Below are 26,039 nucleotides of genomic sequence, written 5' to 3' on the forward strand. Positions count from 1 at the left end.
TTAGTTAAGTTTTGCCAAATTTAATAAGTTTTGTTAAATAATCTAATTTTAATCTGCATTAAATCAAAAGAATAGATCTTCATGTGGTCTTTCTCAGAGTTTCGTACATTTGCAGAAATAAAATTCGCATGTTGTCTTTTTTTAAAAAATATATTCCTTTTTTTATTGTTCTCGGAATCCTGTCGGTTATTATAATCACATTGTTTTATACAGCTTTAAAACCTAAGAAAACTTTGCCTGTTTATACGCCTTCCATGGTAAATCCCGAATTAGTGGACTCCACAATCCAACACATTGCCAATAAAAACGAACATCATATTGCTGATTTTGCCTTTACCAATCAGAACGGAAAAACCGTTACCCAAAAAGAGTATGAAGGCAAAATTTATGTAGCCGATTTTTTCTTCACCACATGTCAGACCATCTGCCCGATGATGACCGATAACATGGCCTGGCTTCAGGAACAAGTTAAAAACAATCCGAAGGTCATGCTTCTTTCGCATTCGGTTACCCCTGATATCGACAGTGTTTCCGTCTTAAAAAAATATGCACTTGAAAAAGAGGTTATCGACAGCAAATGGAATCTCGTTACCGGCAATAAAAAAGACATTTACTACATCGCCCGCAAATCGTATCTGGCGGTAAAAACCGGAAAACCGGAAGAACTGTATGACATGGTGCACACCGAAAATTTTGTTTTAGTAGACAGCAAACGTCGTGTGCGCGGATTTTATGACGGTACCAAAAAAGAAGACGTGGAACGTTTGTTGGCCGACATTAATTTCCTCAGTCAGGAAGAATAATCCCGTAAACGTTTCTTAAAATTTGGTAAAATTGACTTTTATCATCTTTTAAAACATTATTATCCTTATTTTTGCAATCTAAATTCAATCTAAATAAACTTTGAACATTACCTTAGCGCAATTACAACGCGGACAAAAAGCCATAATTCAGGATTTTAACATCGATGAAATTCCGTTAAAATTACTGGAAATGGGCTGTTTACCCGGAAACGAAGTGACACTTTTACAAGTGGCTCCGTTTGGCGATCCGTTGTACATTACCGTGAATGACAGTCATGTGGCCATTCGGTTGGAAACAGCAAAAGAAATTAGTATTGAAATCATAAAGTAGCCCTGATTCATGCACCACAATACCATAAAAGTAGCCTTAATAGGAAACCCCAATGTCGGGAAAACCTCAGTCTTCAATGAACTGACAGGTTTGAACCAACAAGTGGGCAACTATCCCGGCATTACCGTGGAAAAAAAGGTTGGTTTCGCAAAATTATCAGAATACACCAAAGCAACGATTCTCGATTTACCCGGCACCTACAGTCTGAACGCAAGTTCCATGGACGAAAGCGTGGTGATTGAACTGTTAATGAATAAAAATGACGCTAATTTTCCGGATGTGGCCGTTGTGGTTTCGGAAGTGGAAAATTTAAAGCGAAATCTGTTGCTTTTTACGCAGATTAAAGATCTTGAAATCCCGACAATTCTGGTTATTAACATGTCGGATCGTATGATTCCGAAGGGCATTTCACTGGACATTCCTTTTCTAGAGGAACAACTCAAAACCAAAATTGCTTTGGTGAGTTCCCGCAAGAAAACCGGCATCGACAACTTAAAAAAACTCATTATCAACTATCAGGGACTACCCACGGAACCGTGTTTAAACGCCTCCAGTATCGATCCTGAATATTTCGGAAACCTGCGCCGCGCGTTCCCAAATCAGTTGCTTTATAAATTATGGCTGGTAATTACGCAGGATGTGAATTTTGCCAACCTGCACCGTAATAAGATAGAACAAAACTCGTTCGCCAAACCCAAAGCCGAACTGAAACGACTGCAACAAAAGGAAACCGTCAAACGATACCAGTTCATCAACGACACACTGAAAATCGGCTATAAAGTAGACAAATCGAAAGCCACTGATATCCGGGATCGATTGGACAGGGTACTGACCCACAAGATCTTCGGATATGTAATTTTCTTCGCGATAATGATGCTGATTTTCCAATCGATTTTTGATTGGTCCAGTATTCCGATGGATTTTATCGACAGTACGTTCGCCACTTTAAGTTCGTATGCCAAAACAAATCTGCCGGCCGGTATTTTAACCGATCTGATTTCTGAAGGAATTATCCCTGGTTTGGGCGGCATCATCATTTTTATTCCGCAGATTGCCTTTTTGTTCCTGTTCATTTCCGTTTTAGAAGAAAGCGGATATATGAGTCGTGTAGTCTTTCTGATGGATAAAATAATGCGGAAATTTGGCTTGAGCGGAAAAAGCGTCGTCCCTTTAATTTCAGGTACGGCCTGTGCCATTCCGGCCATTATGGCGGCGCGTAACATCGAAAACTGGAAAGAGCGACTGATCACCATTTTGGTTACGCCCTTCACTACCTGCTCGGCACGTTTACCGGTTTATGCCATTCTGATCGCTCTGATTATTCCCGAAAAACGCGTCTTCGGAGTGTTTAACATGCAGGGATTAACCTTAATGACACTATATCTCTTAGGTTTCGGGATGGCTGTATTCTCTGCTTATGTTTTAAACAAAATCCTTAAGATAAAATCGCATTCCTATTTTGTGGTGGAAATGCCAAGCTATAAAATCCCGATGTTCAAAAACGTGGCAATCAACGTAATTGAAAAGACGAAATCGTTTGTTTTCGGGGCCGGAAAAATCATTTTGGCCCTGTCGGTAATTTTATGGTTTCTAGGTTCACATGGTCCGGATAAAACGTTCCATGATGCCGATAAAATCATCACAACCCAATTGGAAAACAATACGGTTTCAGGGGATAAAGACGATTTGGTAGCTTCATATAAACTGGAAAATTCCTATATCGGAATCATCGGAAAATCCATCGAACCGGTTATCAAGCCTTTGGGGTACGACTGGAAAATCGGTATCGCGGTGGTAAGTTCGTTTGCGGCACGTGAGGTTTTCGTCGGTACTTTGGCTACCATTTACAGTGTGGGAAGTCATTCTGATGAGGAAACCACCATCAAAAACCGAATGGCCGCCGAAATACATCCGGTTACCGGCAAAAAAATATTCAACCTGGCTACAGGCGTTTCATTGCTGCTGTTTTATGCTTTTGCGATGCAGTGCATTTCTACACTTGCCATCACCAAAAAAGAAACTAATTCTTGGAAATGGCCTTTAGCACAGTTACTCTTCATGAGCGGATTTGCCTATGCCGTTTCATTACTCGCTTATCAAATACTCAAATAAATGATTACGTTTCAGGAAATAATCGTCTATTTATTGCTGGGAGTTGCCCTGGCTTTTCTGTGGAAAAAATTCTTCGGCAAAAAGGGAAAAGACAAAAATTGCGGCAACAACGGATGTGGCTGCAACTAGTAAACTAACTGTATGTAATAATCTTTCGGCTGTATTTTCATTCCTTCTTTCGGATAAGGCACAACGCCTATGGCTTTAAGTTCCTTATTATTTTCAGGCAGATGCAGGACAAACCAGGCTCTTATTTCTTCTGCTGTATTTTGGTTTAGGGTAAATTGCATTTGTTCCAATATCTTTCCGTTTTCATAAGCCGCCACTTCAAAAGTAACTTCCCCGGCCCATACGCATTCCACACCTTCGGGACAACGGGAATCGTTACTGACTTTCACCAGAACAATTTCTTTATCCGTTTTGGAATCCAATTTCTGATTGATTGTGTTATCGCTCTTTTTAGCGGAGCTGCAAGCCACCATCAAAAATAAAATACAACAAATAACGATTTTGCTTTTCATCACTTTATAATTAGTGTTGAATGATCAGTAACGGAATACGAATACTATGACGGACAGCATCCACCGTTGTACCAAACAACAAGTCTTTGAACCAGTTGTGTCCGTGTGCGCCAAGGACTAAAATATCAAAATCGCCTTCGTTGACCATTTTGGCGATACTTCTTTTCGGGATTCCGAAATCAAGCAGGACATTTACCTTATATCCTTTTTCTTCCAATGCGGATTTGTATTTCTCTAAATAGCCAAGGTCGCTCGTGGTTTCGAAATCCTGAATTTCATCGCCATACACCATCGCCCCAGCCGATTCCACTACGTGAATGATTGTATACTGAGCTTCCTTCCCGCCCAACTGCAACGCACTTTCGATACTTTTCTGATCGGTTTTGGAGAAATCCAAAGCGATGGCAATTTTCGAATACACGATTGGTTTTTCGGCCTCTTTCACAATAATCTCTTTAATATGCGGAACCAATGTTGGCGTTGCCATACTCTTCTCGACGAAAGGTTTGACAATGATATAGATTAAAAGCAATGCCGCAGCTACGGCCAACGGAACTACGAACACCCAGATATACACCGGATTTTCGGCCGTTTCAATCCATCCTTTGATCTCGTCGAAAACCAAACGGGCATTCAACGAAACGATTACCAGAGCAATTAACCACGAAGCAATTTTCGTATATTTCCCAATCGCGAAACCTCTCATTTTTTTGTCATCACTAACAAAATGGATCAGCGGAACGATGGCAAACCCTAATTGCAGACTCAAAATTACCTGACTTAAAATTAGTAATTTTCCCGTTGCGGATTCTCCAAAATACATAATGGCCAAAAATGCCGGAACAATTGCAATTAAACGTGTAATGATTCGTCTCACCCACGGTTGTATCCTCAAATTCAGGTAACCTTCCATTACAATCTGCCCAGCCAGCGTTCCTGTAATCGTAGAACTCTGTCCTGCCGCAATCAAAGCCACAGCGAATAACGTAGGCGCCCAATGGCTTCCCAAAAGCGGTTCCAAAAATTTATGTGCATCCTGAATTTCCGCCACATCAAACAGTCCGTTTCTATAAAACGTGGATGCAGCCAATATTAAAATGGCGGCATTCACAAAAAAAGCAAGGTTTAAAGCGATTAGTGAATCAAAGAAATTATAGCGGATGGCCTGTTTAACTCCTTTGGCCGTACGGTCGAATTTTCGGGTTTGTACCAAGGAAGAATGCAGGTACAAATTGTGCGGCATTACGGTGGCACCAATAATTCCGATGGCAATGTATAACGCCGTACTGTTTGGAATTGAAGGAATCATCCCTTTGGCAATTTCGGTAATTTCCGGTTTTGCCAAAAACATTTCAACCAAAAACGAAACACCGATAATAGCCACCAACACGATAATGAAGGCTTCCATTTTTTTGATTCCTTTATTCAGCAGAAAAAGTAACAGGAATGTATCCAACATGGTAATGCTAACTCCCCAAAGCAACGGAATATCAAAAAGCAACTGCAATCCGATGGCCATTCCCAATACTTCGGCCAAATCACAGGCGGCTATGGCAATTTCGGCTAAAAAATACAATACGAAATTCACCGGTCGGGAATACGTATCCCTAGAAGCCTGCGCCAAATCTCGCTGACGGACAATTCCCAATCGCGCGCTTAAACTCTGCAGCAATAACGCCATGATATTCGACATCAGTAAAACCCAAATCAGGGTGTATCCGAACTGACTTCCTCCTGCAATGTCCGTTGCCCAGTTTCCGGGATCCATATATCCTACACTCACCATATAGGCCGGCCCGAAAAATGCCAGTATTTTTTTCCAGATAGAGGTGTTATGAACTACCGCCACCGACTCGTGTACTTCTTCTAACGATTTAGATTTTGTTGCCATTTGTTTTATAAAACGATTTTTGCAAAAAGATTACTTGCAATTTTATTCGAAATGATCATTTGCTTCTTTTCTACTTCAATGGTTAACGACATATCGAAACTTTCTTTTGCAATTATTTTAATTTTAGATCCTAAGGCAATCTGTTGTTTGTCCAGGTATTGTAAAAAACTCGAGGACGAATCTTTTACGCCCACGCAAATTCCGGTCTGACCGATTTCAAATTCCGATAACAACTGTTTTTCCACTTTAACAATGTTTCCGTTTTTGTCCGGAATCGGGTCGCCGTGCGGATCTTCCGTTGGAAAACCTAAAAAAGCATCCAGTTTGTTAATTAGCTTTTCCGATTTGATATGTTCCAGTTCTTCGGCCACATCATGCACCTCATCCCAGGAAAAATCCAGCTTTTCCACCAGAAAAACTTCCCACAAACGGTGTTTTCTGACAATCATTTTTGCCGCCAAAAGTCCGTGTTCTGTTAATGAAACACCTTGGTATTTCTGATAAATCACCAACTCCTTCTCGGCCAGCTTTTTAATCATATCGGTAACCGATGAGGCTTTACTTTCTACCATCGCCGCAATGGCATTCGTATTCACGCCCTGTTTTTGGGATAACGAAAGATGGTAAATCGCTTTCAGGTAATTTTCTTCAGAATAGGTCATTGCATTTTTTTTTCGATTTCAAAAGTACAAATTTTTTTGATTCAAAATAAATTTTTAGATTTGCCTAAATTTTAATTACGTAAATAACTAAATTTAAATTGTGAAAAATCTAATTCATATAACATGTCTTTTATTCACTTTGGTAACTTTCGGACAGACAACCCTTAAAGGAAAAGTCACCTCATTGGGAATGCCGTTGGAGCACGCCAATGTTGCTTTGAGCAAAACCAATTTAAGGGTTCCCACCGACAGTTTGGGAAATTACCGCATCAATAGCATCCCGAAAGGCAATTATGAAATTGTGGTTTCCCATTCCGGTTTCCGGTCGGTTCGCGAAAAGGTAATCGTTACGGACACCACAGAAATTATTCTCGATTTCGACCTGAAAGAAAACAATTCACTGGACGAAGTGGTGGTTACCGGAACCCTGAAAGCCGTCAACCGTCTGGAAAGCCCGGTACCCGTAGAAGTATACAAACCCACGTTCTTCAAAAAGAATCCGACACCTACTATATTCGAAGCATTGCAAAACGTGAACGGTGTTCGTCCGCAATTGAACTGTAATGTCTGCAACACCGGTGACATTCACATCAACGGACTGGAAGGCCCTTACACCTTGGTACTTATTGACGGTATGCCGATAGTGAGCGGATTATCTACTGTATACGGACTTTCCGGAATTCCGAATTCGCTTCTGGAACGCGTTGAAATCGTAAAAGGCCCAGCCTCCTCGCTCTACGGAAGTGAAGCCGTGGGCGGATTGATCAACATCATCACCAAAAACCCAAAAAGTTCCCCTTCCTTTTTCGCCGACACTTTTGTATCAGGCTGGGGCGAAGTGAATGCCGATTTGGGATTCAAAGCCAATGCCGGAAAAACCGCATCAGTGCTAACCGGGATAAATTACTTCAACTACAGCAATCCCATCGACAACAATAACGATAATTTTACCGATGTAACCCTACAGGACCGTATTTCCATTTTCCAGAAGTGGAATTTCAACCGAAAAAGCAACAAACTTTTCTCAATGGCAGGACGCTATTTTTACGAAGACCGTTGGGGCGGTGAAATGCAGTGGGAAAAGAAATACAGAGGCGGTGACGAAGTTTATGGCGAAAGCATCTACACCAAACGTTGGGAATTATTAGGCGCTTATGAGCTGCCGGTTTCCGAAAAAATGCTGTTTTCCTTTTCGTATACCGATCACGATCAGAATTCGGTTTACGGTAAAATACCCTTTTTGGCACAACAGAAAATCGGCTTCAGCCAGCTTACCTGGGATAAAAAAATAAACCGTCATGATTTCCTTTTCGGAACCGCGGTCCGCTATCAGTTTTATAACGACAATACCACAGTGGCTGCCCAAACTGATGATGAGACTTGGATTCCCAGCCTTTTTGTTCAGGACGAAATCCGTCTGGCGGAAAAACACACTACGTTGTTAGGCATCCGTTACGATTACAACAACGATCACGGCAGCATTGTCACTCCGCGTCTGGCCTACAAATGGGCACCCGATGACAGTTCCATACTGCGTTTCAATGCAGGAACCGGTTTCCGTGTTGTTAATCTGTTTACCGAAGAACACGCCGCGCTGACAGGTTCCCGTAAAGTTATCATTCTGGAGGATCTTAAGCCCGAGCGTTCCTACAACATGAACATCAACTACCTAAAGAAATTCTATTCTAAGGATGGCGATTACCTGGCGCTGGAAACCTCCGCATGGTACACACATTTTACCAACTCTATCATTCCGGATTACGACACCAACCCGGATCAGATTATTTATAAAAACCTTGACGGATATGCCGTTACCAAAGGAATCAGTGTAAATCTCGATGCCGTTTTCCGAAACGGACTGAAACTGATTGTAGGTGCCACGTTAATGGATGTTGCCAAAACGGAAAACGATGTGAAAACCCGACAAATGCTCACGGAAAAATTCTCAGGAACCTGGGCTGTTTCCTACCGTTTGAAAAAATGGTTCCTTGACATCGATTACACGGGGAACCTTTACGGTCCGATGCGTTTGCCGCTATTGGGCGATCTGGACCCGCGTCAGGAATATTCGCCAACATGGAGCATTCAGAATATCCAGTTCACTTTCAATAAGTTAAAAAACTTTGAATTGTATGGCGGAATCAAAAATTTACTCAATTGGACCCCGAATAAAGGCAATCCGTTTATCATTGCCCGGGCAAATGATCCGTTTGACGAGAATGTGCAATATAATCCGGACGGCAGCGTTATGGTTACACCGGACAATCCATATGCGTTAACATTCGATCCCGGTTATGTGTATGGTCCGAATCAGGGCATCAGAGGTTTTTTTGGAATCCGGTATACTCTGAAATAAACCACATAGACTGAAAATCTGCCACAGTCAGAATGTTTATTTTTGCCACAGATTTCAAGAATTAACGCGGATTACTCTGTGTAAATTTGTGTAATCTGTGGCTTAAAATTTTAAAAACAAAAAAAGTACTGAAATACGCAAATTTAAGCATATTTCAGTTCCATAAAATGAAGATAAAACTTGCAATACTATTTGTTCTCTTTTGTGCCTTCTCCGGATTCGCGCAACTGAAAACCTATACCTTTTCGGAAGCGGAAAAATTGGAGCAACAAAACCCAAAACCGATTTTCGTATTCGTGCATACCTCGTGGTGCAAGTATTGTAAGATGATGGAAAATTCGACGTTTAAAAATCAGGAGGTCATTCAATTGCTAAATGAGAATTTCTACTTTGTTTCGCTGGATGCGGAAAGTAAAGCGCCCATCGTTTTCAAAAACCAGACGTTTATCTTTAAGCCGAAAGGAAAAAACACAGGCATACACGAACTCGCCGAAGCATTGGCTACCGTAGACGGCGGAATCACTTACCCGACGTTTTCAATCCTTGATAAAAACAATACGATACTGTTGCAGATCAGTGAATTTACCGATCCTAAAACCATGATAAGTTTGCTGAAAGAAGCAGCTGATTTTCATTAACAACATTCTAACACAAAATACAATTTTACTTTGTAACTTTGCAGCACATTAACTTAGAAATTTAAATTATGTATCCAGAAGAAATGGTAAAACCAATGCGAGCTGAATTATCAGAAGCAGGTTTTCAGGATTTATATAGCGCTGAAGCAGTAGAACAAGCTTTAGCAAAAGAAGGAACCACCTTGGTAGTGGTAAATTCCGTTTGCGGTTGTGCGGCAAGAAATGCACGTCCGGGCGCAAAAATGAGTTTAGACAACAGCAAAAAACCAGACAATTTAATTACGGTTTTTGCAGGAGTAGACAAAGAAGCGGTTGATGCAGCGCGTCAGCACATGTTCCCTTTCCCTCCGTCATCACCAAGTATGGCACTATTCAAAAACGGGGAGTTGGTTCACATGTTAGAGCGTCATCATATTGAAGGCCGACCGGCAGAATTAATCGCGGAAAACCTTAAGGACGCATTCAACGAATACTGCTAGTATATAAAAAGTCACAATTGAAACCGCGTTTGTACGTGGTTTTTTTTATTTAAAGCCTTATCTTTGTAGCAAATACCACGATTAATGCAAAAAATAATTTCATACCCAATCTCCATTGTATTCTATTTGGCTTTTGCGTTATGTCTACTGCTGTTTCATCCGATACAATGGGTTTGTTTTAACGTTTTCGGGTATCAGGCACACAAAAAAAGTGTCGATTATCTGAATTTTCTACTTGGAAAGTGTACCAATATTTTGGGTGCAACCTACCATTTTGAAAACATAAACAAGATTCCGAAAGGAGTGCCGATTATATTTGTAGCCAACCATCAGAGTTTGTATGATATCGTGGGAATGATTTGGTATTTGCGACGTTTTCATCCGAAATTTGTCAGCAAAAAAGAACTCGGCAAAGGAATACCAAGTGTGTCGTACAATTTACGTCACGGAGGTTCTATCCTAATCGACAGAAAAGATGCAAAACAAGCCTTACCGCTGATTAAAGGTTTAGGCGAGTATATTGAAAAAAACAACCGTTCTGCTGTAATTTTCCCGGAAGGGACACGAAGCAGAAACGGCGTTCCGAAACGTTTTTCGGAAAACGGACTGAAAATACTGTGCAAATATGCGCCATCCGCGTATGTTGTACCTATATCTATAAACAATTCCTGGAAAATGATCCGCTACGGACAATTTCCCATGGGATTGGGCAACCGATTACAATTCACCATTCATGAACCCATGGCCGTTAAAGACTATTCTTTTGCAGAATTGATGGAAAAAACGGAAAAGGCCGTGGTGGAAGGAATACAATTTTAAAGTTATGTCAATACAAAATGTACGTCTGGAAGTAATGCAATTTCTGGAGAAAAACATAGACAGTTTCGTAGAAAACTATCTGATTCCGGTTGAAAAAATATGGCAACCAAGCGATTTGTTACCTAACTCCGAAAAAGATACTTTTTTGGATGAAGTGACCGAATTACGTGAAATCGCCAAGGATTTACCGTATGATTTCTGGGTAGTTCTTGTTGGAGACACCATCACGGAAGAAGCCCTGCCTACTTATGAATCCTGGCTAATGGATGTGGATGGTGTAGACCAGAAAACATCAACCGGCGATAACGGCTGGGCAAAATGGTTACGCCAATGGACCGGTGAGGAAAACCGTCATGGTGATTTACTGAACAAATACCTATACCTGTCAGGTCGCGTAAACATGCGCGAAGTGGAAATGACCACGCAACACTTAATCAACGACGGTTTCGATCCGGGAACCGACAGAGATCCGTATAAAAACTTCGTATTTACCAGTTTTCAGGAATTAGCCACTTACATTTCCCACAACCGTGTGGCACAATTGGCTAAAAAATACGGCGACAACAAACTATCGAAAATCTGTAAAATTATTGCCGGAGACGAAATGCGTCACCATTTGGCTTACAGCGAATTCGTGGATCGTATTTTCAAGGTGGATCCAAGCGAAATGATGTTGGCTTTCCAATACATGATGAAACAGAAAATTACAATGCCGGCGCATTTGATCCGTGAATCCGGTGACAGTATCGGAACAGCGTTTGAAAAATTCTCGGAATCGGCACAACGTATCGGGGTTTATACCGCAATGGATTATGTAGATATTCTTGAAAAATTAAACGTTAAATGGGAAATCGATAAAATCACCGGACTGACAGATGAAGCCGAAAAAGCTCGCGATTACTTATTGAAATTACCGGCAAGAATGACCCGAATCGCAGAGCGAATGGTAGTTCCGACCGAAGAAAAATTATTCAAGTGGGTTCAGCCTGCACTGATAAAATAATTTTCTTTTATAAACAAAGAATCAAGAGACAAGAACCAAGACAAATCCTTTCCTTACCGAAGGGATTTTTTTTAATCCGAACAGCAATGACAGTAATTGACAATACCATACGATTCGTAAAACAACAACTTGAAAATGCCGAAGGCGGTCACGACTGGTTCCACATCGAACGCGTCTATAAAAATGCGCTTTTAATCGCCCAGGACGAAACCTGTGATTTGACCGTTGTGAAATTAGGCGCCTTACTGCACGATATCGCCGACAGTAAATTTCATGACGGCGACGAAAATGTGGGTCCGAAAACAGCCCGCGATTTTCTGGAAAGTCAGGATGTTTCGGAAGAAACCATTCAACACGTGATTGCCATCATCGAAAACATTTCGTTTAAGGGCGGGAATTTCGAAAAGGAGTTCCACTCCAAAGAACTGGAGATAGTTCAAGATGCTGACCGCCTAGATGCTTTAGGTGCGATTGGCATTGCCAGAACATTCAATTATGGCGGATTCAAAAACCGACCGTTGTACAACCCGAACATCCAGCCAAACCTCAACATGAGCAAGGAGGAATACAAGAACAACAACGCCCCAACATTAAACCATTTCTACGAAAAGCTGTTGCTTTTAAAAGACAAGATGAACACCGAAACCGGAAAGAAAATCGCTTTGGAACGCCACCGCTACATGGAAAATTTCCTATCGCAGTTTTATGCGGAATGGGAGGGGGATAAATAGCAGTCACAGTTGGCAGTCGCAGTTGACGGAAAATAGAAAGCGGTTTTCAGGATTTTGAGAACCGCTTTTTTTATGCCTGCATGCAGAAGATTATCTGACACTTCAATAAAAGCACTAATTTTTTTAGTTCCATAGACCACAATTTGGGTATGTTCTAGTAAAACTTTGATGATTCTTACGAAAATTTTGGTTTGCTTTAGTAAAATTTTACTAATTCTTACTAAAATTTTAGCGACTCTTACAAAAACTTTGGTGCAGTCTATCAAAATTTTGGTGACAACTACTAAAGTTTTAGTAACCCTCAGTAAAATTTTAATGAATGCTATTAAAAAATACAGTTAATTACTGTATTATGACATGTGAAATTTGATTAGCTTCTGTTTTCAAAAGTTTAATAGTAGAACTAAACCCGATTGCACAAATTTGCAATTAATCTGAAACAACTAGTTCCATATTTACAGAAAACCTAGTGTTTTTGTGCCACTTATCACCTTCGAAAAACCAAGTATCAAAGTTTTCATCAATGAAATTTATAGAAACATAAGGCTCATATATAAAGGAAGTCGGAAGTGAACCAGGCCCTTTATAATATTGCTTATTTTGTTCCAGCAAAAGTGTTTCAAGAACCACAAACAAGCCATCTTCAGGCAACATGATATTTAAATCATCAATTTCAAAATGGATCTTTCTCGTTCCTTCTTTAACTTTACAGATCAAATTTTCATTATAAAGCGGTTCCCCAGGAGCTCCGTTTTCATCAACAGAATAGAAGTGTACATTCAAAAGACGAGTGCCTTCACTAGAGCCTGCTTTAAATTTAATCGACTTTAGAAAACCATCCATATTACCATTATTTGGAAAAAACTTTGCTGTTATACAACTTTTAGAATCGTATTGACCTGCGTAAGCAGAATCACCTCCCCTAGCCTTTCCAAGTTTCTGATTTTTTTTATGTTTTCTTTTTACGATTTTAACCTCCTCAAGTTGGACAACTTTCGGTTCTAAAAAAATCTCACTTTCATTTTTTTCGATTTTGAAAATCTTTTCATGAAAACCGATTGCCGAAATTTTAAATTCTCCATTCGTATCTCCTTTATCTAAAACAAAATGGCCTATGGAATCGGCTGTTTTATATATGTTTTTGTCTTTCCAGACACTGGCATAAGCAACGGGTTTCTTATCAACCGAATTAAAGATATTTACTGAAACCTGAGCATTTACAAGGTTACAGAAAAAAAGAAAAAGGCCTATTGTTTTATACATACTTTGGGTCTTGTGTCAAATCAAATACTTCTTTTGCGATATCACATAATCAGATTTGTAATAACATTCGATTCGACGCCAAATTAGAGAAAAATAAAATCATTGGGAATGAAAAAATCATAGTATTTTTATTACTAACAAAATTCAGCTTACCTGTTACAATAAAAAAATCGCGGTCATCAATTCTACAACTGATAACCGCGATTCTTATACTATAACTGTAAACTGCGACTGCCTACTAACTAAACCACTCCCTGTGCTAACATCGCATCGGCCACTTTAACGAAACCGGCAATATTAGCCCCTTTCACGTAGTCAATGTAACCATCCGGACTGGTTCCGTACAGTACACAAGCCTCATGAATATCTTCCATAATGGCTTTCAGTCTTTCGTCTACTTCTTCTCTTGTCCAACTTAGACGCAGGGAATTTTGCGACATTTCCAAGCCCGATGTGGCCACACCTCCGGCATTGGACGCTTTTCCTGGAGCGAATAATATTTTGGCATGATGAAAAGCTTCAACCGCTTCCGGCGTACACGGCATGTTAGCCCCTTCGGCCACACAGAAACATCCGTTTGCGATTAGTGTTTTTGCCGCTTCTCCGTCCAATTCATTTTGCGTGGCACATGGTAACGCGATCTCGCATTTAATTCCCCATGGCTCTTGTCCTTCCACAAATTTGGCATTCGGATACTTGGCAACGTATTCGTTGATACGGCCGTAACGTTCATTTTTGATTTCCATGATGTACGCCAGTTTATCGGCATCAATTCCGTCGGCATCATAAATATACCCTGAAGAGTCTGAAGCCGTAACCACTTTCCCTCCCAATTGTGTTGCTTTCTCAATGGCATACTGCGCTACGTTTCCGGAACCTGAAACCACTACGGTTTTACCGGCAAAACTTTCGCCTCGGGTTTGCAGCATACTCTGTGCAAAATACACATCTCCATACCCTGTAGCTTCCGGACGGATAAGCGATCCTCCGAAAGTGATTCCCTTACCGGTTAATACTCCGGTAAATTCGTTACGCAGTTTCTTGTACTGGCCGTACATATAACCCACTTCTCTACCTCCAACTCCGATATCTCCTGCAGGAACATCGGTATCTGCACCAATATGACGCGCCAGCTCGGTCATGAAAGCCTGGCAGAAACGCATGATTTCAATATCGGATTTTCCTTTCGGTTCAAAATCGGAACCTCCTTTACCGCCACCCATCGGCAACGTGGTCAGACTGTTTTTGAATACCTGTTCAAACGCCAGGAATTTCAGAATACTCAAATTCACCGAGGGATGAAAACGCAATCCTCCTTTATAAGGCCCGATAGCCGAATTCATCTGGATACGGTAGCCTTTGTTCACGTGGATAGTTCCGGCGTCATCAATCCACGCGATTCGGAACATTAAAACCCTTTCCGGTTCCACCATACGCTCCAAAAGCATTTTATTCTGGTATTTTTTATTTTTTTCGATGAACGGAATTACCGTTTCGGCAACCTCTCTTACGGCTTGTAAAAATTCAGGTTCATTTGGATTCTTTTGGGCTACTCCCGCAAGAAAATCGGCGACTTTTTGTAACATATATGATAGTGGTTTAGTGTGATGTTTAATAAAAGTACAAAAAAAGCGAACCTGTTACAGTTCGCTTCAAAATTATTTCCCGGGAAATTCCGCTTTTCTTTTTTCTAAAAATGCTGTGGTTCCTTCTTTGAAATCTTCCGTTCCGAAACATTCTCCGAAGGCTCTGATTTCCGATTGGAACCCGTTAACCCCGTCGACATAATTATCATTGATAACCTGAATCGCTTTAGCTATGGCCACACTGGAGTTTTTGGCGATTTTTGATGCAATCCCTTTGGCAAAGGCAAGCAATTCTTCCTGAGCAACCACGTGGTTTACCAATCCGTAATTCAATGCCGTTGGCGCGTCTATCATACCGGCGGTCATGATCATTTCCATGGCACGTCCTTTCCCTACCAATTGCGGCAAACGTTGCGTACCTCCATAACCCGGAATCACACCCAAAGTCACTTCCGGAAGCCCCATTTTAGCATTGTCCGAAGCTACACGAAAATGTGCTGCCATGGCCAGTTCCAAACCGCCTCCCAAGGCAAATCCGTTTACGGCTGCAATTACGGGAGTGGACAGATTCTGAACGAAGTCAAACAATAATTCCTGACCTTTCGCAGCTAATTCAGAACCTTGTCCTACTGAAAAACTGGCAAATTCAGAGATGTCGGCTCCGGCCACAAAGGCTTTTTCTCCGCTTCCGGTTACGATAATTACCTTCGTCGCTGCATCTTCATTTTCGGCTTTAAATGCGTTATGCAATTCCTCTATGGTAGCTTTATTTAACGCGTTTAACTTTGTTGGTCGGTTGATAGTGATAACGGCAATTCCGTTTTCTTTTTCGATTAAAATGTTTTCGTAGTTCATTAGTTTACGTATTTATGATGGGAAGGGTCACCGTAAATTCGGTCCCTGCTCCTAATTCGCTTTCAAAGGTTATGCTGCCGTGGTAACTTTCCACGATATTTTTTATGATTCCGAGACCCAATCCCATTCCACTGGTTTTGGTGGTGAATTTAGGTTCGAAAATACGATTTTTATTTTCAATGCTGATGCCTTTCCCGTTGTCTTTTACCACAATTTTAGCCGTATCGCCTTCTCGGAAAACATTTACGGAAACAAGCGGATTTTCTTCATCCTCCGGAATCGACTGTATGGCATTCTTAACCAGATTGGTAATAATACGGATTAATTGGGTCCGGTCTATTTTAGTGATAATTTCCGCCTCCGGTGCCGCAAATCGGATATAATGTTCGTTGAAAATATCCAGTGCCAACTGAACAACATAGACAATATTTAAGGTCTCATTCTGCTGTGCCGGGAGCGACGCAAAATTGGAAAACGCCGATGCCACCGAACTCATCGTATCAATCTGCTGGATGAGTGTTTTCGAATAATCATTCATTTTCTGATAGACGTTCGGATCGTTCGGATCGAATTTCCGTTGAAAACTCTGCACCGTCAACCGCATGGGCGTCAATGGGTTTTTAATTTCGTGTGCCACCTGTTTGGCCATTTCGCGCCAAGCCTCTTCCCTTTCGCTTTGCGCTAACAAAACTGCACTTTCTTCAAGTTTGTCCACCATCCCATTATAAGCATCCACCAAGGATTTGATTTCATGACTGGTAGACTCCAACTGGATTTTTTCGTTCTTTTTGTTCAGTTGTGTTTCGCGGATCTTATCACTGATGGTTTGCAGGGATTTCGTAATATAACTCGAAAGGAAATAAGCGATGACAAACGAAATCAGCAGCATGAACAGATAGACCTGACCAAAGCGCATAAGGAAATTGCGGAGTTCATTCTGATAAAAAGTGGTCTCCTCCACATACGGAAGGTTTAAGATGCCGAGCGGTTTGAATTTGGTGTCTTTCAGATAACTGTAGGAAGAACGATAGCGCTGCCCATTTATCATTTGCAGATCCACGAAGCGTTTGCTGGTGGAGGACTGTATGATTTTAAGAATAATGGGCGGAATCGGTTCGGCCACTTTATCTACGGAAAAGGCGCCTTTGGAAGAAATAAGCAGGTTTCCTTTTAAATCATGGATGTTGATTTCAAGGCTATGGATATTAGCCAATTCATAGATTTTTTCTTTGAAGATCAGCGGCAGGTTTTTGGTGGTAAGCGGATAGGTTGTCGTGGAAAGAATGTAATTGATGTGCTCCGTTATGGCATCTTCTTTTCGTTCCAGACGGTCCTGATGGTAGTCCCTGGCTTCCTTTTTAAACTGATAAATGGAAACCGCGGCAATTAAGACCGACGCAATTAAGGTAAGCAATATCATCGACAGAAAAATTCGTAATCGAAGCGATAACTGCGTTATTTTAATTGGTTTAGCCATTGTTTAGGACTTGTTTTTTTCTCTCACCTTTTTATAGAATTTATAGCCCAGCATCAGTATAACCGAAAAAAGAAAAATTCCGATTACGCCATAAATCCAATTGAAGGCGTCTTTCAGTATCACCAGAAAAACCACTGCAAAAAGGATAAGTGTTGCGCCTTCATTCCACAATCTGAAAAACCCGGAAGAATGTTTTACTTCGTTTCGCTGCAATTGAACAAAAATCTGATGGCATTTCAGATGGTATAAATATAGTAAGAAAACAAAACCTAACTTAACATGCATCCAGGGCATTTTCAGCCAAGCACTTCCCAGCTCGGTACCGAACAACATCCAAAACGCAAAAATACTGGCCAGAACGGCCGATGGCCAGGTAATGATATACCAAAGACGGTACGACATCAATTGGTATTGCTTGATAAGAATATCCTGTTCCGGCTGCGGTTTTAATTTCGCCTCGGCATGGTACACAAACAAGCGTACAATATAAAAAAGCCCTGCAAACCATGTAATTACAAAGATGAGATGCAGGGATTTTATGTAGTTATAGTATTCGTCCATGATTAGTTTTTAGCCCAATCGTTGATCCATTTTGCAATGGTATCCATCCAATCTTCGTCATCATTTAAACATGGGATAAATTTGAAGTTTTCACCGCCGTGTTCTTTGAACTGATGGTTCGCTTCCATGGCAATTTCTTCCAGTGTTTCCAGACAATCTGCTACAAAAGCCGGTGTTACCACCGCCAGGTTTTTAATTCCTTTTTCGGGCATTTTATTGATTTCCACATCAGTGTACGGCTCTAGCCATTTGTCGCCTGCCAATCGGGATTGGAACGTCTGGCTGTATTTTTCTTTCGGAAGTCCTAAGATTTCAACCACCTGCCGTGTCGTTTCATAACACTGGTGACGGTAACAGAATTCATGGGCCGGTGAAGGCGTATTACAACACGATCCGTCTATCTTACAATGCGATTTGGTTACATCGGTTTTGCGGATATGGCGTTCCGGAATCCCGTGATAGGAAAACAACAACTGATCGTATTCAAAACCTTCCAGGTGTTTTTTGATGGAATCGGCCAGATTTTGAATGTAGTCCTTTTTATTATAGAAGGCCGGAACAATGGTAAAGGTCATTTGTGGAAAATGCTTTTTTCGTAACTCTTCCGCCAACACTAAAATGGTTGTTGTGGAAGCCATGGCGTGTTGCGGGTACAACGGAAACAACATTACCTCAGTTACGCCTTTATCAGCCAGCTCCTGTAATCCCGACATCATACTGGGCTTCCCGTAACGCATGGCCAAAGCAACCGGAAGATCAACCCTTCCCTTAACTTTCTCATGCATTTTTTTCGAAATGACAATAAGCGGAGAACCTTCATCTGTCCAGATCCTTTTGTAAGCGTTTGATGAATTTTCAGGGCGCTTTCTTAATATAATCCCTCGTACCAGAAAAGCACGTAACAGATAAGGAACGTCTATCACATATTTATCCATTAAAAACTCGTCCAGATACGGCTTGACGTCTTTGGGTTCCGGACTCTCAGGCGACCCTAAATTTACCAGTAATACTCCCTTCATTTTGTAATTTTTGTCAAAGGTAAGACAATTATCCACAATTTAATTTCAGACTTGGCCATTTTCCACCGCCACAACTATCCTTTTTTTGCAACTTATCGATACTAAATGTCATTTTATAGAATATTCAGATTTTATGATAAATAGTTACATTTTTTAGCAATAAATTTAAATATTAATAAAAAATAATCTGCAAAATTAATTCCATACTGACATTTATTCAAGAATTAAAAAGTAGTTTTTTTTATTTAATAAAGTTTACCAAAAACAATAATGCATTTCCGTAGGAATTTCATTCGGTCGGATTTTAAGATTATTGACGGTAACTGTAGCCAACAAGAAACAACAATTTTAACATTTTGAACGTAAAACAAGTAGTAATCTAAATCCCCAAATGCATGAAAAAACTCTACACTCTAATCACATTATTGGTTTCCGTTTTTTTACAGGCACAAACCGCAGCTGTTGGGATCGGAACGACCAACCCTCAACAAAAACTTCATCTGGATGACAGTGTGGGAACTCTCAGAATTGAGAGTCTGGACAAAGACAATAATGCTTATAATGGCGGCAACCTTCAACCAGGTGGAACCTATCCGCTTTATGTTGACAGCAACGGAATACTTACATTAAGCACACAAGCACTGACAAACAGTGATGGTTTAGATGCCATTGACCATATGTCCATACCAACATCCTCAATAACGTTGACAACTGATGATGCAGACGGTAAAGTGGAAAAAACTTTTTTCACTTACACCATAACGGTTCCAAGGGCAGCGGTTCTCGAAGTAAAATACAGTTTAAGTTTTGAAGTATACCAAACCAATTCCCCTTTAACCATGATTCGCGATGGAGGAGCCAGAAGAATAACCACTTATTATACTCTCGATTCAGCTACAAGAAAATACGGCCAGGCTTCAAAATGCTACATGAACCAAAACATCAACAATCCGGCACCGTTCCTCCCGACAGAAAGGATTGGAGCAACGGGACAACTCTATAACTCCAGCACGACGTATATCCAGTTAACACCGGGTACACATACGGTACACTTTAAGACAGAACTATCTTCCAGTCTGCCTTCATTAGAAACTTATGTGCGACTGGCCGTAGACATCGATTCCGTATTCATGAGACTTTATTAAAACCATTGGTTATGAAAAAAATAATCCTTTTATTATTTCCTCTTTGGATGAATGCTCAAATAGGAATCGGGACCGCTAATCCGCTGGCCGACTTACATGTTGGAGGAAATACATCCACTATCCGGATTGAAAGTTTAAATGCAGTTAACAGTCCCATGTACAATAACGGTATAAAACCGGCACATGCTTTTGTAAATGACTCAGGAGATGTAACCATAAACCCATCTGTCCTGAACGGAACCGGACCTGGAGGCATAATTGCTCCCATTAATTTTCTACTGACCAACAATAATTTTATTCCCGACGGAGCGAGTAACCGGGGACAGATTTTAAACAACATCACATCCGCAACGTCATCAGCCGGGTTGATTACCACGGTAGATTTCAGTTCGGCCGGTACAGCCCTGATTGAGGTTAAATACAGCATCTCCGTATTGCTTTCTAAAACCGATTTGAACATTTCAGAAACGGCTTTTAACGATGTTTCGGCCAGAACTTACAAAATATACTTCTGCATTGACATCAATGATGACGGGTTGAGTGCCATCGAATTATCAAAAAAATACGGGTTAAACGCCCAAAGTTATGCTTCAGACGATCAGGGAATATTGGGTTATGCTTATACCAATGGCCACGGATACTCAACTATTCCGGCCGGAAACCACTCGCTTCATTTCTTTGCGGAAACGACGGATGGAGCAAATAAACATACCAGCATTGGCTTTGGCGGCATGCAGGACCTTTTAAGAGTACGAATTTATAACTAACAATTCCCATGAAAAAAAACTACTTCCTTCTGCTATTGTTGATACCTTCATGTTTCTTAGCGCAGGTTGGGATCAACACCAATACTCCGCAACAAGGTCTTCATGTTGCCGGATCTGCTTCGACAGTTAAAATTGACGGCTTAAGCTATCCCGCCAACACAAACAATCTTGGCCCAGGCTCTGTCAGCCGTGTTTTTGTTAACGCCAATGGCGATCTGATATTGGGAACCGCACAGAATAATATTGCCATTTTATTCGATTCCGAAAATTACCTGAATGACCCCAAAGACCCAAGTATCAACCAGATAACACAACACGGATATGGCGACGGTTTTGATTTTGCGGGAATCCCCCGAGACATCCCTAATTCTACCTTTACATTAACACAACCGGCAATAATTGAGATCAATTATTCTGTTTCTTTTATGATTGAAAAAAACGGAAGCAACAGAGTTAATGACGGTTATGCCAGAGCGGTTCAGACCTTACTGTATTTCAGAAGCGGGAATTATGCAGGCCCTATTGTCACAACCGATTTAGAAGGCAACCTTATCGGAGGTTCATTTTTAATCGATTCAGGGACTTCAACGATTGGCGGAGGATTGGGAATAAGCGGACAATACTATACCAATAAAGATTCGAACAAAGGGGAATATGAAGATTTTCACATTACCGGAACGGACTACGTAAAACTCCCCGCCGGGACTTACTGTCCAATGTTTTCAGCGCAATTGGCAGTATCAGCAGCCGTAGGAACCGGATCACAGAAAATGTATTTGGGAACCGGGAGCGACGAAGTCCAGATTATCGCACACTATTATCATTAAAAAACAACCGAAAAGGTGTTTTATGCTACCGTCTGGACATATGTATAAACCGTAACAGATGGGTATTTATTGGACGGATTCGGAGTGATAATTGAAGCCACTTTATAAATAATCAAACACAGATTCCACAGATTTAACGGATTAATTTGTAAAAATTTGTACAATTTGTGTTTTTCAATATTCTATCTGATATTTGTATTCAGACGGTAGGTTTCTATGCTGTCTTTTCCAGCAAATATTTTTTAGGTGTGGTTCCAAACTTCTTCTTAAATGCCGAAATAAAATGACTGGCAGTGCTGTAACCGATTTTCAGTCCCACTTCGTTCACGTTATACGAACCGGAATCCAATAAACGACGCGCGTATTCCATCTTGTAGTCAAACAGAAAACCATATACCGTATCGCCGTAAATCTGTTTAAAACCCATTTTTAATTTTTTCAGATTCAGCCCTACCTGATCGGCCAATTCCTGTAATCCGGGAGGTTCTGCCATATGTGCCATCACAATTTCTTTGGCTTTCTTAAGCTTCAGAACATTCTCTTCGTCAATCAAAAACGGACATTGTTCGGCATTAGGATCTTCATTTCGGTTGAAAAACAAACTCAGCAACTCATAGCCTTTCCCTTTATAGTACATGTTTTTTATCGAAGGATTCAGCGAATAATGAAACATCTGATTTAGTACAATGGCCATTGACGGACTGATGTTTTCCTCGCCATAATACTTTTTGTCGCGATTTTCGTCACTTAAAAACGGAATGTGTTCCGCCTGTTCCGAAAACAATCCGTGAAACTTTTTAATCGAAACCAAAACAGAAATCACCCAGGATTTGGGTGCAATTTCCATCTGAAGCGGCAATTCCTTTTGCGGATTATACAGTAAAAGTGATTTCTCTTCCCTTAATTCCAAAGCATAATTGCCCTGATTGAAAATAAACTTCGCACTTCCCTTCAACCCAAAATGAAACTGTATAAGTCCCATGTTTACTTGGCGTTCAAAACGAACGGTTTCATCCGAATCATTCTGAAAACGAAGCAAAATGAAATCTTCCTCAATTTTTATTTCTTCTGTAGAACCCATAGCGATATTTTTTAAAAAATAATACTGAACGATTTTTTAATTTTATTTAGAATAACTCTAAATAAAAGCGTTCAAAAGACTTGATTTATATACAAATTTAATAGAAATAACGCTAAAGAATCATTTAGAGGACAAAAAAATCTCTTAGCGACATAAAAAGTCCTTCCAGCGTTATTTTAATAAATGGGTTAGTAATACATTTGTTTAACTTTAAGTTTAAAGTGAAAAGCATGGAAAATTACACGATATCAAAGCCTGCTTCCTTCTATGTTGTCGGATTGAGCTATAAAAAAGCGGACGCCGAAATCAGAGGAAAATTCAGCCTGGACAATGAAGCAAAAGAGGCCTTGTTACTACAAGCCAGAAATGAGGGAATCGAAAGTCTGATAGTTACTTCCACCTGTAACAGAACCGAAATTTACGGCTTTGCACAACATCCCTTTCAGCTGATTAAGCTGATGTGCGAGAACAGTCTTGGAACCATCGAAGAATTTCAGAAAGTAGCCTACGTACATAAAAACAAGGAGGCGATTGGCCACATGTTTCGTGTAGGAACCGGACTGGACAGTCAGATTTTGGGTGATTTTGAAATCATCAGTCAGATAAAAAACAGTTTTGTGGCCAGTAAAAACCACAATCTGGTGAACAGTCATCTGGAGCGTTTGTGTAACGCCGTAATTCAGGCCAGCAAACGAATCAAAAACGAAACCGAAATTTCCTCGGGAGCCACTTCAGTTTCTTTTGCCGCGGTTCGCTATATTTTCAACAACGTCGAAGACATTTCCAATAAAAACATTCTTCTTTTCGGAACCGGAAAAATCGGAAGGAACACCTGCGAAAATCTGGTAAAACATACCAAACACGAGCAGATTACCTTAATCAACAGAACCAAGGACAAAGCCGAAAAACTAGCCCGTAAACTGGATGTAATCGTAAAAGACTATGCTAATCTGGAAGCAGAAATACAAAAGGCAGATGTATTGGTGGTAGCAACAGGAGCGCAGAATCCCACTATTGACAAGGCGATACTAAACCTAAAAAAACCACTTTTAATTCTGGATTTGTCTGTTCCGAAAAATGTAAACGAAAACGTTCAGGAATTGGACGATGTGACATTGATCCACATGGATCATTTATCGCAAATGACCGACGAAACCCTGGAAAACAGAAAAAAACACGTTCCGGCAGCCGAAGCCATCATCGAGGAAATCAAAGACGAATTCATCAGTTGGACCAAGGCTCGAAAATTTGCCCCAACGATACATGCCCTAAAAGAAAAACTGAACACCATCAAGGAAAAAGAATTGACTGCTCACCGCAAGAAATTCAACAATTTCCATGAGGAACAAGCTGAAATCATCAGCAACCGCATTATTCAGAAAATCACAAACCATTTTGCCAATCATCTCAAAGACGACGCAACCATGGTCGATGAAAGCATCGAGTGGATTGAAAAAATCTTTCAGATAGAAACTGTAAAGAATGACTAAAACCATACGCATCGGAACCCGCGACAGCGAACTGGCCTTATGGCAGGCACACACTGTTGAGCATCAATTGCAACAGCTCGGATATTCCACCAAAATCGTTGCCGTAAAATCTACCGGCGACATTATTCTGGACAAGCCTTTATACGAATTGGGCATCACCGGAATCTTCACCAAAACCCTGGATGTCGCCATGATTTCGGGTCAGATTGACATCGCGGTACATTCCATGAAAGACGTTCCGACCGCTTTACCTCAGGGTATCGTTCAGGCCGCCGTTCTGGAAAGAGCCAACACCGTCGACATTTTAGTTCACAAAGGCAATCTTGATTTCTTAAACGGAAACGGGACTGTCGCCACCGGAAGCTTACGACGTCAGGCACAATGGCTGAACAAATACCCAAATCACAACGTAGTGGATTTACGCGGAAACGTAAATACGCGCATGCAGAAACTACAGGATAGTGATTGGAATGGAGCCGTTTTTGCCGCAGCCGGACTGGAACGCATCAACCTGAAACCCGAAACATACATCGATTTGGACTGGATGATTCCCGCACCAGCACAAGGCGCCATGATGGTTGTTGCCATGGAAAACGACGACTTCGCATTGGACGCTTTAGCACAACTGAATCATATCGAAACCGAAATCTGTACTTATATTGAACGCCAGTTTTTACGAACCCTGGAAGGCGGTTGTACCGCTCCGATCGGTGCTATTGCGAGATACAACGAGATTGACGACACGCTACATTTTCAGGGTGTTTTGTTTTCGTTGGACGGAAGTCAGAAATTCGAAATCAATAAAGTCGTGGATATTTCCGAATGGAAAAAACTGGGCTACAATTCCGCTCAGGAAATTTTAACCAATGGAGGTTCGGAATTAATGGCCGACATTAAATCGAAACTGAAAAAATAATGAGTGACGCGATTCGCATACTATCCACCAAAAAATTATTGAGTAATCAGAAACAATTTCTGCTGAATGCAAATTTCTCAGTGATTGAAGCCGATTTCATTGAGACCAAAACCAACGATTTCGAATTAAAAAACGTAAACGAAACATTGATTTTCACGAGTCAGAATGGTGTTCAGAGCATATTACAACATCCGAAAAGCAACGAACTGAAATCGAAAAAAGTATTTTGTGTCGGATTAAAAACGAAAGCCTTACTCGAAGAAAACGGATTTAAAGTGGAGGCTTACACTGGTTACGCCGCCGATTTAGCCGAAATTATTGCTTTAGTGTATCCGAATGAAAGTTATACGTTTTTCAGCGGCAATCTACGTCGAGATACCTTACCCGAAGCGCTAACCGAAGCCGGAATCACTTTCAATGAAATCGAAGTCTATCAGACGCTTTTAACGCCTCAGAAAATAGATTCTAAAGTGGACGGTATATTATTTTACAGTCCGTCCGGCGTGGAAAGTTATCTGAAAAAAAATAAAATCACCACAGAAACAGTGTTCTGCATAGGCGAAACTACTGCTGAAGCCGCTGCACTATCCGGAATCAAAAACATCATAATCGCCAATCAGCCTTCCGTTGAAAACGTGATTATACAATGCATAAACGAGTTTAAATAAAACTTTGCAACACTGGCGCTTTACCACTTTGCAACTAT

Annotated in this window: 25 protein-coding genes; 15 read left to right on the forward strand and 10 right to left on the reverse strand. The window is 40.8% G+C overall.

The annotated features are described in order from the left end of the window. Window positions 1-128 precede the first annotated feature (128 nt). The 3 genes from FLJC2902T_RS01760 (at window position 129) to feoB (ending at window position 3,246) form a co-directional block, all read left to right on the forward strand. Complete coding sequence (locus FLJC2902T_RS01760; protein ID WP_023578065.1) at window positions 129-803, forward strand: SCO family protein; 675 nt, start codon at window positions 129-131, stop codon at window positions 801-803. A gap of 100 nt (window positions 804-903) precedes the next feature. Next, window positions 904-1,134, forward strand: coding sequence for a FeoA family protein (locus tag FLJC2902T_RS01765; RefSeq protein ID WP_023578066.1), 231 nt, complete (start codon window positions 904-906; stop codon window positions 1,132-1,134). A 9-nt stretch (window positions 1,135-1,143) separates the two neighbouring features. Further along, window positions 1,144-3,246 carry a ferrous iron transport protein B gene (gene feoB, locus FLJC2902T_RS01770; protein ID WP_023578067.1) on the forward strand — a complete coding sequence of 701 codons (2,103 nt, stop codon included), beginning with the start codon at window positions 1,144-1,146 and terminating at the stop codon, window positions 3,244-3,246. Window positions 3,247-3,371: 125 nt separating this feature from the next. Here feoB and FLJC2902T_RS01775 read toward each other — a convergent pair whose 3' ends face one another. The 3 genes from FLJC2902T_RS01775 to FLJC2902T_RS01785 are packed head-to-tail and all read right to left on the reverse strand — an operon-like array spanning window position 3,372 to window position 6,320. Beyond that, the gene (locus FLJC2902T_RS01775; RefSeq protein ID WP_023578069.1) at window positions 3,372-3,767 is read right to left on the reverse strand and encodes a hypothetical protein; all 396 of its coding nucleotides are present in this window, start codon (window positions 3,765-3,767) and stop codon (window positions 3,372-3,374) included. A gap of 10 nt (window positions 3,768-3,777) precedes the next feature. After that, a complete protein-coding gene (locus FLJC2902T_RS01780; protein ID WP_023578070.1) occupies window positions 3,778-5,658 on the reverse strand; it encodes an Nramp family divalent metal transporter in 1,881 nt (626 codons plus the stop codon). A gap of 5 nt (window positions 5,659-5,663) precedes the next feature. Continuing rightward, on the reverse strand, window positions 5,664-6,320 hold the full coding sequence (locus tag FLJC2902T_RS01785) for a metal-dependent transcriptional regulator (protein WP_023578071.1): 657 nt from the start codon (window positions 6,318-6,320) through the stop codon (window positions 5,664-5,666). Between the two features lie 100 nt (window positions 6,321-6,420). Between FLJC2902T_RS01785 and FLJC2902T_RS01790 the strand changes: the two genes are divergently transcribed. The 6 genes from FLJC2902T_RS01790 (at window position 6,421) to FLJC2902T_RS01815 (ending at window position 12,346) form a co-directional block, all read left to right on the forward strand. Continuing rightward, on the forward strand, window positions 6,421-8,676 hold the full coding sequence (locus FLJC2902T_RS01790; RefSeq protein WP_035676669.1) for a TonB-dependent receptor: 2,256 nt from the start codon (window positions 6,421-6,423) through the stop codon (window positions 8,674-8,676). 167 nt (window positions 8,677-8,843) lie between these two features. Then, window positions 8,844-9,314 carry a thioredoxin family protein gene (locus tag FLJC2902T_RS01795; protein WP_023578073.1) on the forward strand — a complete coding sequence of 157 codons (471 nt, stop codon included), beginning with the start codon at window positions 8,844-8,846 and terminating at the stop codon, window positions 9,312-9,314. Window positions 9,315-9,382: 68 nt separating this feature from the next. Then, the gene (locus FLJC2902T_RS01800; protein WP_023578074.1) at window positions 9,383-9,793 is read left to right on the forward strand and encodes a BrxA/BrxB family bacilliredoxin; all 411 of its coding nucleotides are present in this window, start codon (window positions 9,383-9,385) and stop codon (window positions 9,791-9,793) included. A gap of 84 nt (window positions 9,794-9,877) precedes the next feature. After that, entirely contained in the window at window positions 9,878-10,612 is a 735-nt protein-coding gene (locus FLJC2902T_RS01805; protein WP_023578075.1) for a lysophospholipid acyltransferase family protein, read from the forward strand. A 4-nt stretch (window positions 10,613-10,616) separates the two neighbouring features. Next, window positions 10,617-11,615 carry an acyl-ACP desaturase gene (locus FLJC2902T_RS01810; protein ID WP_023578076.1) on the forward strand — a complete coding sequence of 333 codons (999 nt, stop codon included), beginning with the start codon at window positions 10,617-10,619 and terminating at the stop codon, window positions 11,613-11,615. Between the two features lie 86 nt (window positions 11,616-11,701). Then, window positions 11,702-12,346, forward strand: a complete 645-nt coding sequence (locus FLJC2902T_RS01815; protein WP_023578077.1) for an HD domain-containing protein — start codon at window positions 11,702-11,704, stop codon at window positions 12,344-12,346. Window positions 12,347-12,775: 429 nt separating this feature from the next. Here FLJC2902T_RS01815 and FLJC2902T_RS01820 read toward each other — a convergent pair whose 3' ends face one another. The 6 genes from FLJC2902T_RS01820 to hemH all read right to left on the reverse strand — a co-directional run bounded on the left by FLJC2902T_RS01820 (window position 12,776) and on the right by hemH (window position 19,107). Beyond that, on the reverse strand, window positions 12,776-13,609 hold the full coding sequence (locus FLJC2902T_RS01820) for a hypothetical protein (protein ID WP_023578079.1): 834 nt from the start codon (window positions 13,607-13,609) through the stop codon (window positions 12,776-12,778). Between the two features lie 242 nt (window positions 13,610-13,851). Further along, window positions 13,852-15,195, reverse strand: a complete 1,344-nt coding sequence (gene gdhA / locus FLJC2902T_RS01825) for an NADP-specific glutamate dehydrogenase (protein ID WP_023578080.1) — start codon at window positions 15,193-15,195, stop codon at window positions 13,852-13,854. 72 nt (window positions 15,196-15,267) lie between these two features. Beyond that, window positions 15,268-16,050, reverse strand: a complete 783-nt coding sequence (locus FLJC2902T_RS01830; RefSeq protein ID WP_023578081.1) for an enoyl-CoA hydratase/isomerase family protein — start codon at window positions 16,048-16,050, stop codon at window positions 15,268-15,270. A 4-nt stretch (window positions 16,051-16,054) separates the two neighbouring features. Continuing rightward, window positions 16,055-17,470 (reverse strand): sensor histidine kinase, encoded by a 1,416-nt coding sequence (locus FLJC2902T_RS01835; RefSeq protein ID WP_035676672.1) that lies wholly within the window; start codon window positions 17,468-17,470, stop codon window positions 16,055-16,057. Between the two features lie 60 nt (window positions 17,471-17,530). After that, window positions 17,531-18,088, reverse strand: coding sequence for a CopD family protein (locus tag FLJC2902T_RS01840; RefSeq protein ID WP_023578083.1), 558 nt, complete (start codon window positions 18,086-18,088; stop codon window positions 17,531-17,533). Window positions 18,089-18,090: 2 nt separating this feature from the next. Next, window positions 18,091-19,107, reverse strand: a complete 1,017-nt coding sequence (gene hemH, locus FLJC2902T_RS01845; protein ID WP_023578084.1) for a ferrochelatase — start codon at window positions 19,105-19,107, stop codon at window positions 18,091-18,093. A 395-nt stretch (window positions 19,108-19,502) separates the two neighbouring features. Here hemH and FLJC2902T_RS01850 point away from each other — a divergent pair, with 395 nt between their 5' ends. The 3 genes from FLJC2902T_RS01850 to FLJC2902T_RS01860 are packed head-to-tail and all read left to right on the forward strand — an operon-like array spanning window position 19,503 to window position 21,846. After that, window positions 19,503-20,252, forward strand: coding sequence for a hypothetical protein (locus tag FLJC2902T_RS01850; protein ID WP_023578085.1), 750 nt, complete (start codon window positions 19,503-19,505; stop codon window positions 20,250-20,252). 11 nt (window positions 20,253-20,263) lie between these two features. After that, window positions 20,264-21,019 (forward strand): hypothetical protein, encoded by a 756-nt coding sequence (locus FLJC2902T_RS01855; RefSeq protein ID WP_023578086.1) that lies wholly within the window; start codon window positions 20,264-20,266, stop codon window positions 21,017-21,019. An 8-nt stretch (window positions 21,020-21,027) separates the two neighbouring features. Then, on the forward strand, window positions 21,028-21,846 hold the full coding sequence (locus FLJC2902T_RS01860) for a hypothetical protein (protein WP_023578087.1): 819 nt from the start codon (window positions 21,028-21,030) through the stop codon (window positions 21,844-21,846). 214 nt (window positions 21,847-22,060) lie between these two features. Here FLJC2902T_RS01860 and FLJC2902T_RS01865 read toward each other — a convergent pair whose 3' ends face one another. Beyond that, window positions 22,061-22,927, reverse strand: a complete 867-nt coding sequence (locus FLJC2902T_RS01865) for a helix-turn-helix transcriptional regulator (RefSeq protein ID WP_023578089.1) — start codon at window positions 22,925-22,927, stop codon at window positions 22,061-22,063. A gap of 230 nt (window positions 22,928-23,157) precedes the next feature. Between FLJC2902T_RS01865 and hemA the strand changes: the two genes are divergently transcribed. Genes hemA through FLJC2902T_RS01880 form a run of 3 tightly spaced genes read left to right on the forward strand, consistent with a single transcriptional unit; the run spans window position 23,158 to window position 26,001 of the window. Next, complete coding sequence (hemA, locus tag FLJC2902T_RS01870; RefSeq protein ID WP_023578090.1) at window positions 23,158-24,417, forward strand: glutamyl-tRNA reductase; 1,260 nt, start codon at window positions 23,158-23,160, stop codon at window positions 24,415-24,417. Beyond that, window positions 24,410-25,333 carry a hydroxymethylbilane synthase gene (gene hemC, locus FLJC2902T_RS01875; protein WP_035676676.1) on the forward strand — a complete coding sequence of 308 codons (924 nt, stop codon included), beginning with the start codon at window positions 24,410-24,412 and terminating at the stop codon, window positions 25,331-25,333. The genes hemA and hemC overlap by 8 nt, the downstream gene beginning before the upstream one ends. Continuing rightward, a complete protein-coding gene (locus FLJC2902T_RS01880; RefSeq protein ID WP_035676679.1) occupies window positions 25,333-26,001 on the forward strand; it encodes a uroporphyrinogen-III synthase in 669 nt (222 codons plus the stop codon). The genes hemC and FLJC2902T_RS01880 overlap by 1 nt, the downstream gene beginning before the upstream one ends. Window positions 26,002-26,039: the final 38 nt, after the last annotated feature.

The organism is Flavobacterium limnosediminis JC2902 (genome assembly GCF_000498535.1).
In the GTDB taxonomy this organism is placed as follows: Bacteria; Bacteroidota; Bacteroidia; order Flavobacteriales; family Flavobacteriaceae; genus Flavobacterium; species Flavobacterium limnosediminis.

Bases quoted from the DNA above. Each gene is read 5' to 3' on its own strand.
- FLJC2902T_RS01850 (WP_023578085.1), top strand. From the start codon at position 19,503: ATGAAAAAACTCTACACTCTAATCACATTATTGGTTTCCGTTTTTTTA.
- FLJC2902T_RS01855 (WP_023578086.1), top strand. From the start codon at position 20,264: ATGAAAAAAATAATCCTTTTATTATTTCCTCTTTGGATGAATGCTCAA.
- FLJC2902T_RS01795 (WP_023578073.1), top strand. From the start codon at position 8,844: ATGAAGATAAAACTTGCAATACTATTTGTTCTCTTTTGTGCCTTCTCC.
- FLJC2902T_RS01860 (WP_023578087.1), top strand. From the start codon at position 21,028: ATGAAAAAAAACTACTTCCTTCTGCTATTGTTGATACCTTCATGTTTC.
- FLJC2902T_RS01780 (WP_023578070.1), bottom strand. From the start codon at position 5,658: ATGGCAACAAAATCTAAATCGTTAGAAGAAGTACACGAGTCGGTGGCG.
- FLJC2902T_RS01785 (WP_023578071.1), bottom strand. From the start codon at position 6,320: ATGACCTATTCTGAAGAAAATTACCTGAAAGCGATTTACCATCTTTCG.
- hemC (WP_035676676.1), top strand. From the start codon at position 24,410: ATGACTAAAACCATACGCATCGGAACCCGCGACAGCGAACTGGCCTTA.
- hemA (WP_023578090.1), top strand. From the start codon at position 23,158: ATGGAAAATTACACGATATCAAAGCCTGCTTCCTTCTATGTTGTCGGA.
- FLJC2902T_RS01830 (WP_023578081.1), bottom strand. From the start codon at position 16,050: ATGAACTACGAAAACATTTTAATCGAAAAAGAAAACGGAATTGCCGTT.
- FLJC2902T_RS01865 (WP_023578089.1), bottom strand. From the start codon at position 22,927: ATGGGTTCTACAGAAGAAATAAAAATTGAGGAAGATTTCATTTTGCTT.
- FLJC2902T_RS01880 (WP_035676679.1), top strand. From the start codon at position 25,333: ATGAGTGACGCGATTCGCATACTATCCACCAAAAAATTATTGAGTAAT.
- FLJC2902T_RS01820 (WP_023578079.1), bottom strand. From the start codon at position 13,609: ATGTATAAAACAATAGGCCTTTTTCTTTTTTTCTGTAACCTTGTAAAT.
- FLJC2902T_RS01810 (WP_023578076.1), top strand. From the start codon at position 10,617: ATGTCAATACAAAATGTACGTCTGGAAGTAATGCAATTTCTGGAGAAA.
- feoB (WP_023578067.1), top strand. From the start codon at position 1,144: ATGCACCACAATACCATAAAAGTAGCCTTAATAGGAAACCCCAATGTC.
- FLJC2902T_RS01815 (WP_023578077.1), top strand. From the start codon at position 11,702: ATGACAGTAATTGACAATACCATACGATTCGTAAAACAACAACTTGAA.
- gdhA (WP_023578080.1), bottom strand. From the start codon at position 15,195: ATGTTACAAAAAGTCGCCGATTTTCTTGCGGGAGTAGCCCAAAAGAAT.
- FLJC2902T_RS01835 (WP_035676672.1), bottom strand. From the start codon at position 17,470: ATGATATTGCTTACCTTAATTGCGTCGGTCTTAATTGCCGCGGTTTCC.
- hemH (WP_023578084.1), bottom strand. From the start codon at position 19,107: ATGAAGGGAGTATTACTGGTAAATTTAGGGTCGCCTGAGAGTCCGGAA.
- FLJC2902T_RS01840 (WP_023578083.1), bottom strand. From the start codon at position 18,088: ATGGACGAATACTATAACTACATAAAATCCCTGCATCTCATCTTTGTA.
- FLJC2902T_RS01805 (WP_023578075.1), top strand. From the start codon at position 9,878: ATGCAAAAAATAATTTCATACCCAATCTCCATTGTATTCTATTTGGCT.
- FLJC2902T_RS01775 (WP_023578069.1), bottom strand. From the start codon at position 3,767: ATGAAAAGCAAAATCGTTATTTGTTGTATTTTATTTTTGATGGTGGCT.
- FLJC2902T_RS01760 (WP_023578065.1), top strand. From the start codon at position 129: ATGTTGTCTTTTTTTAAAAAATATATTCCTTTTTTTATTGTTCTCGGA.
- FLJC2902T_RS01800 (WP_023578074.1), top strand. From the start codon at position 9,383: ATGTATCCAGAAGAAATGGTAAAACCAATGCGAGCTGAATTATCAGAA.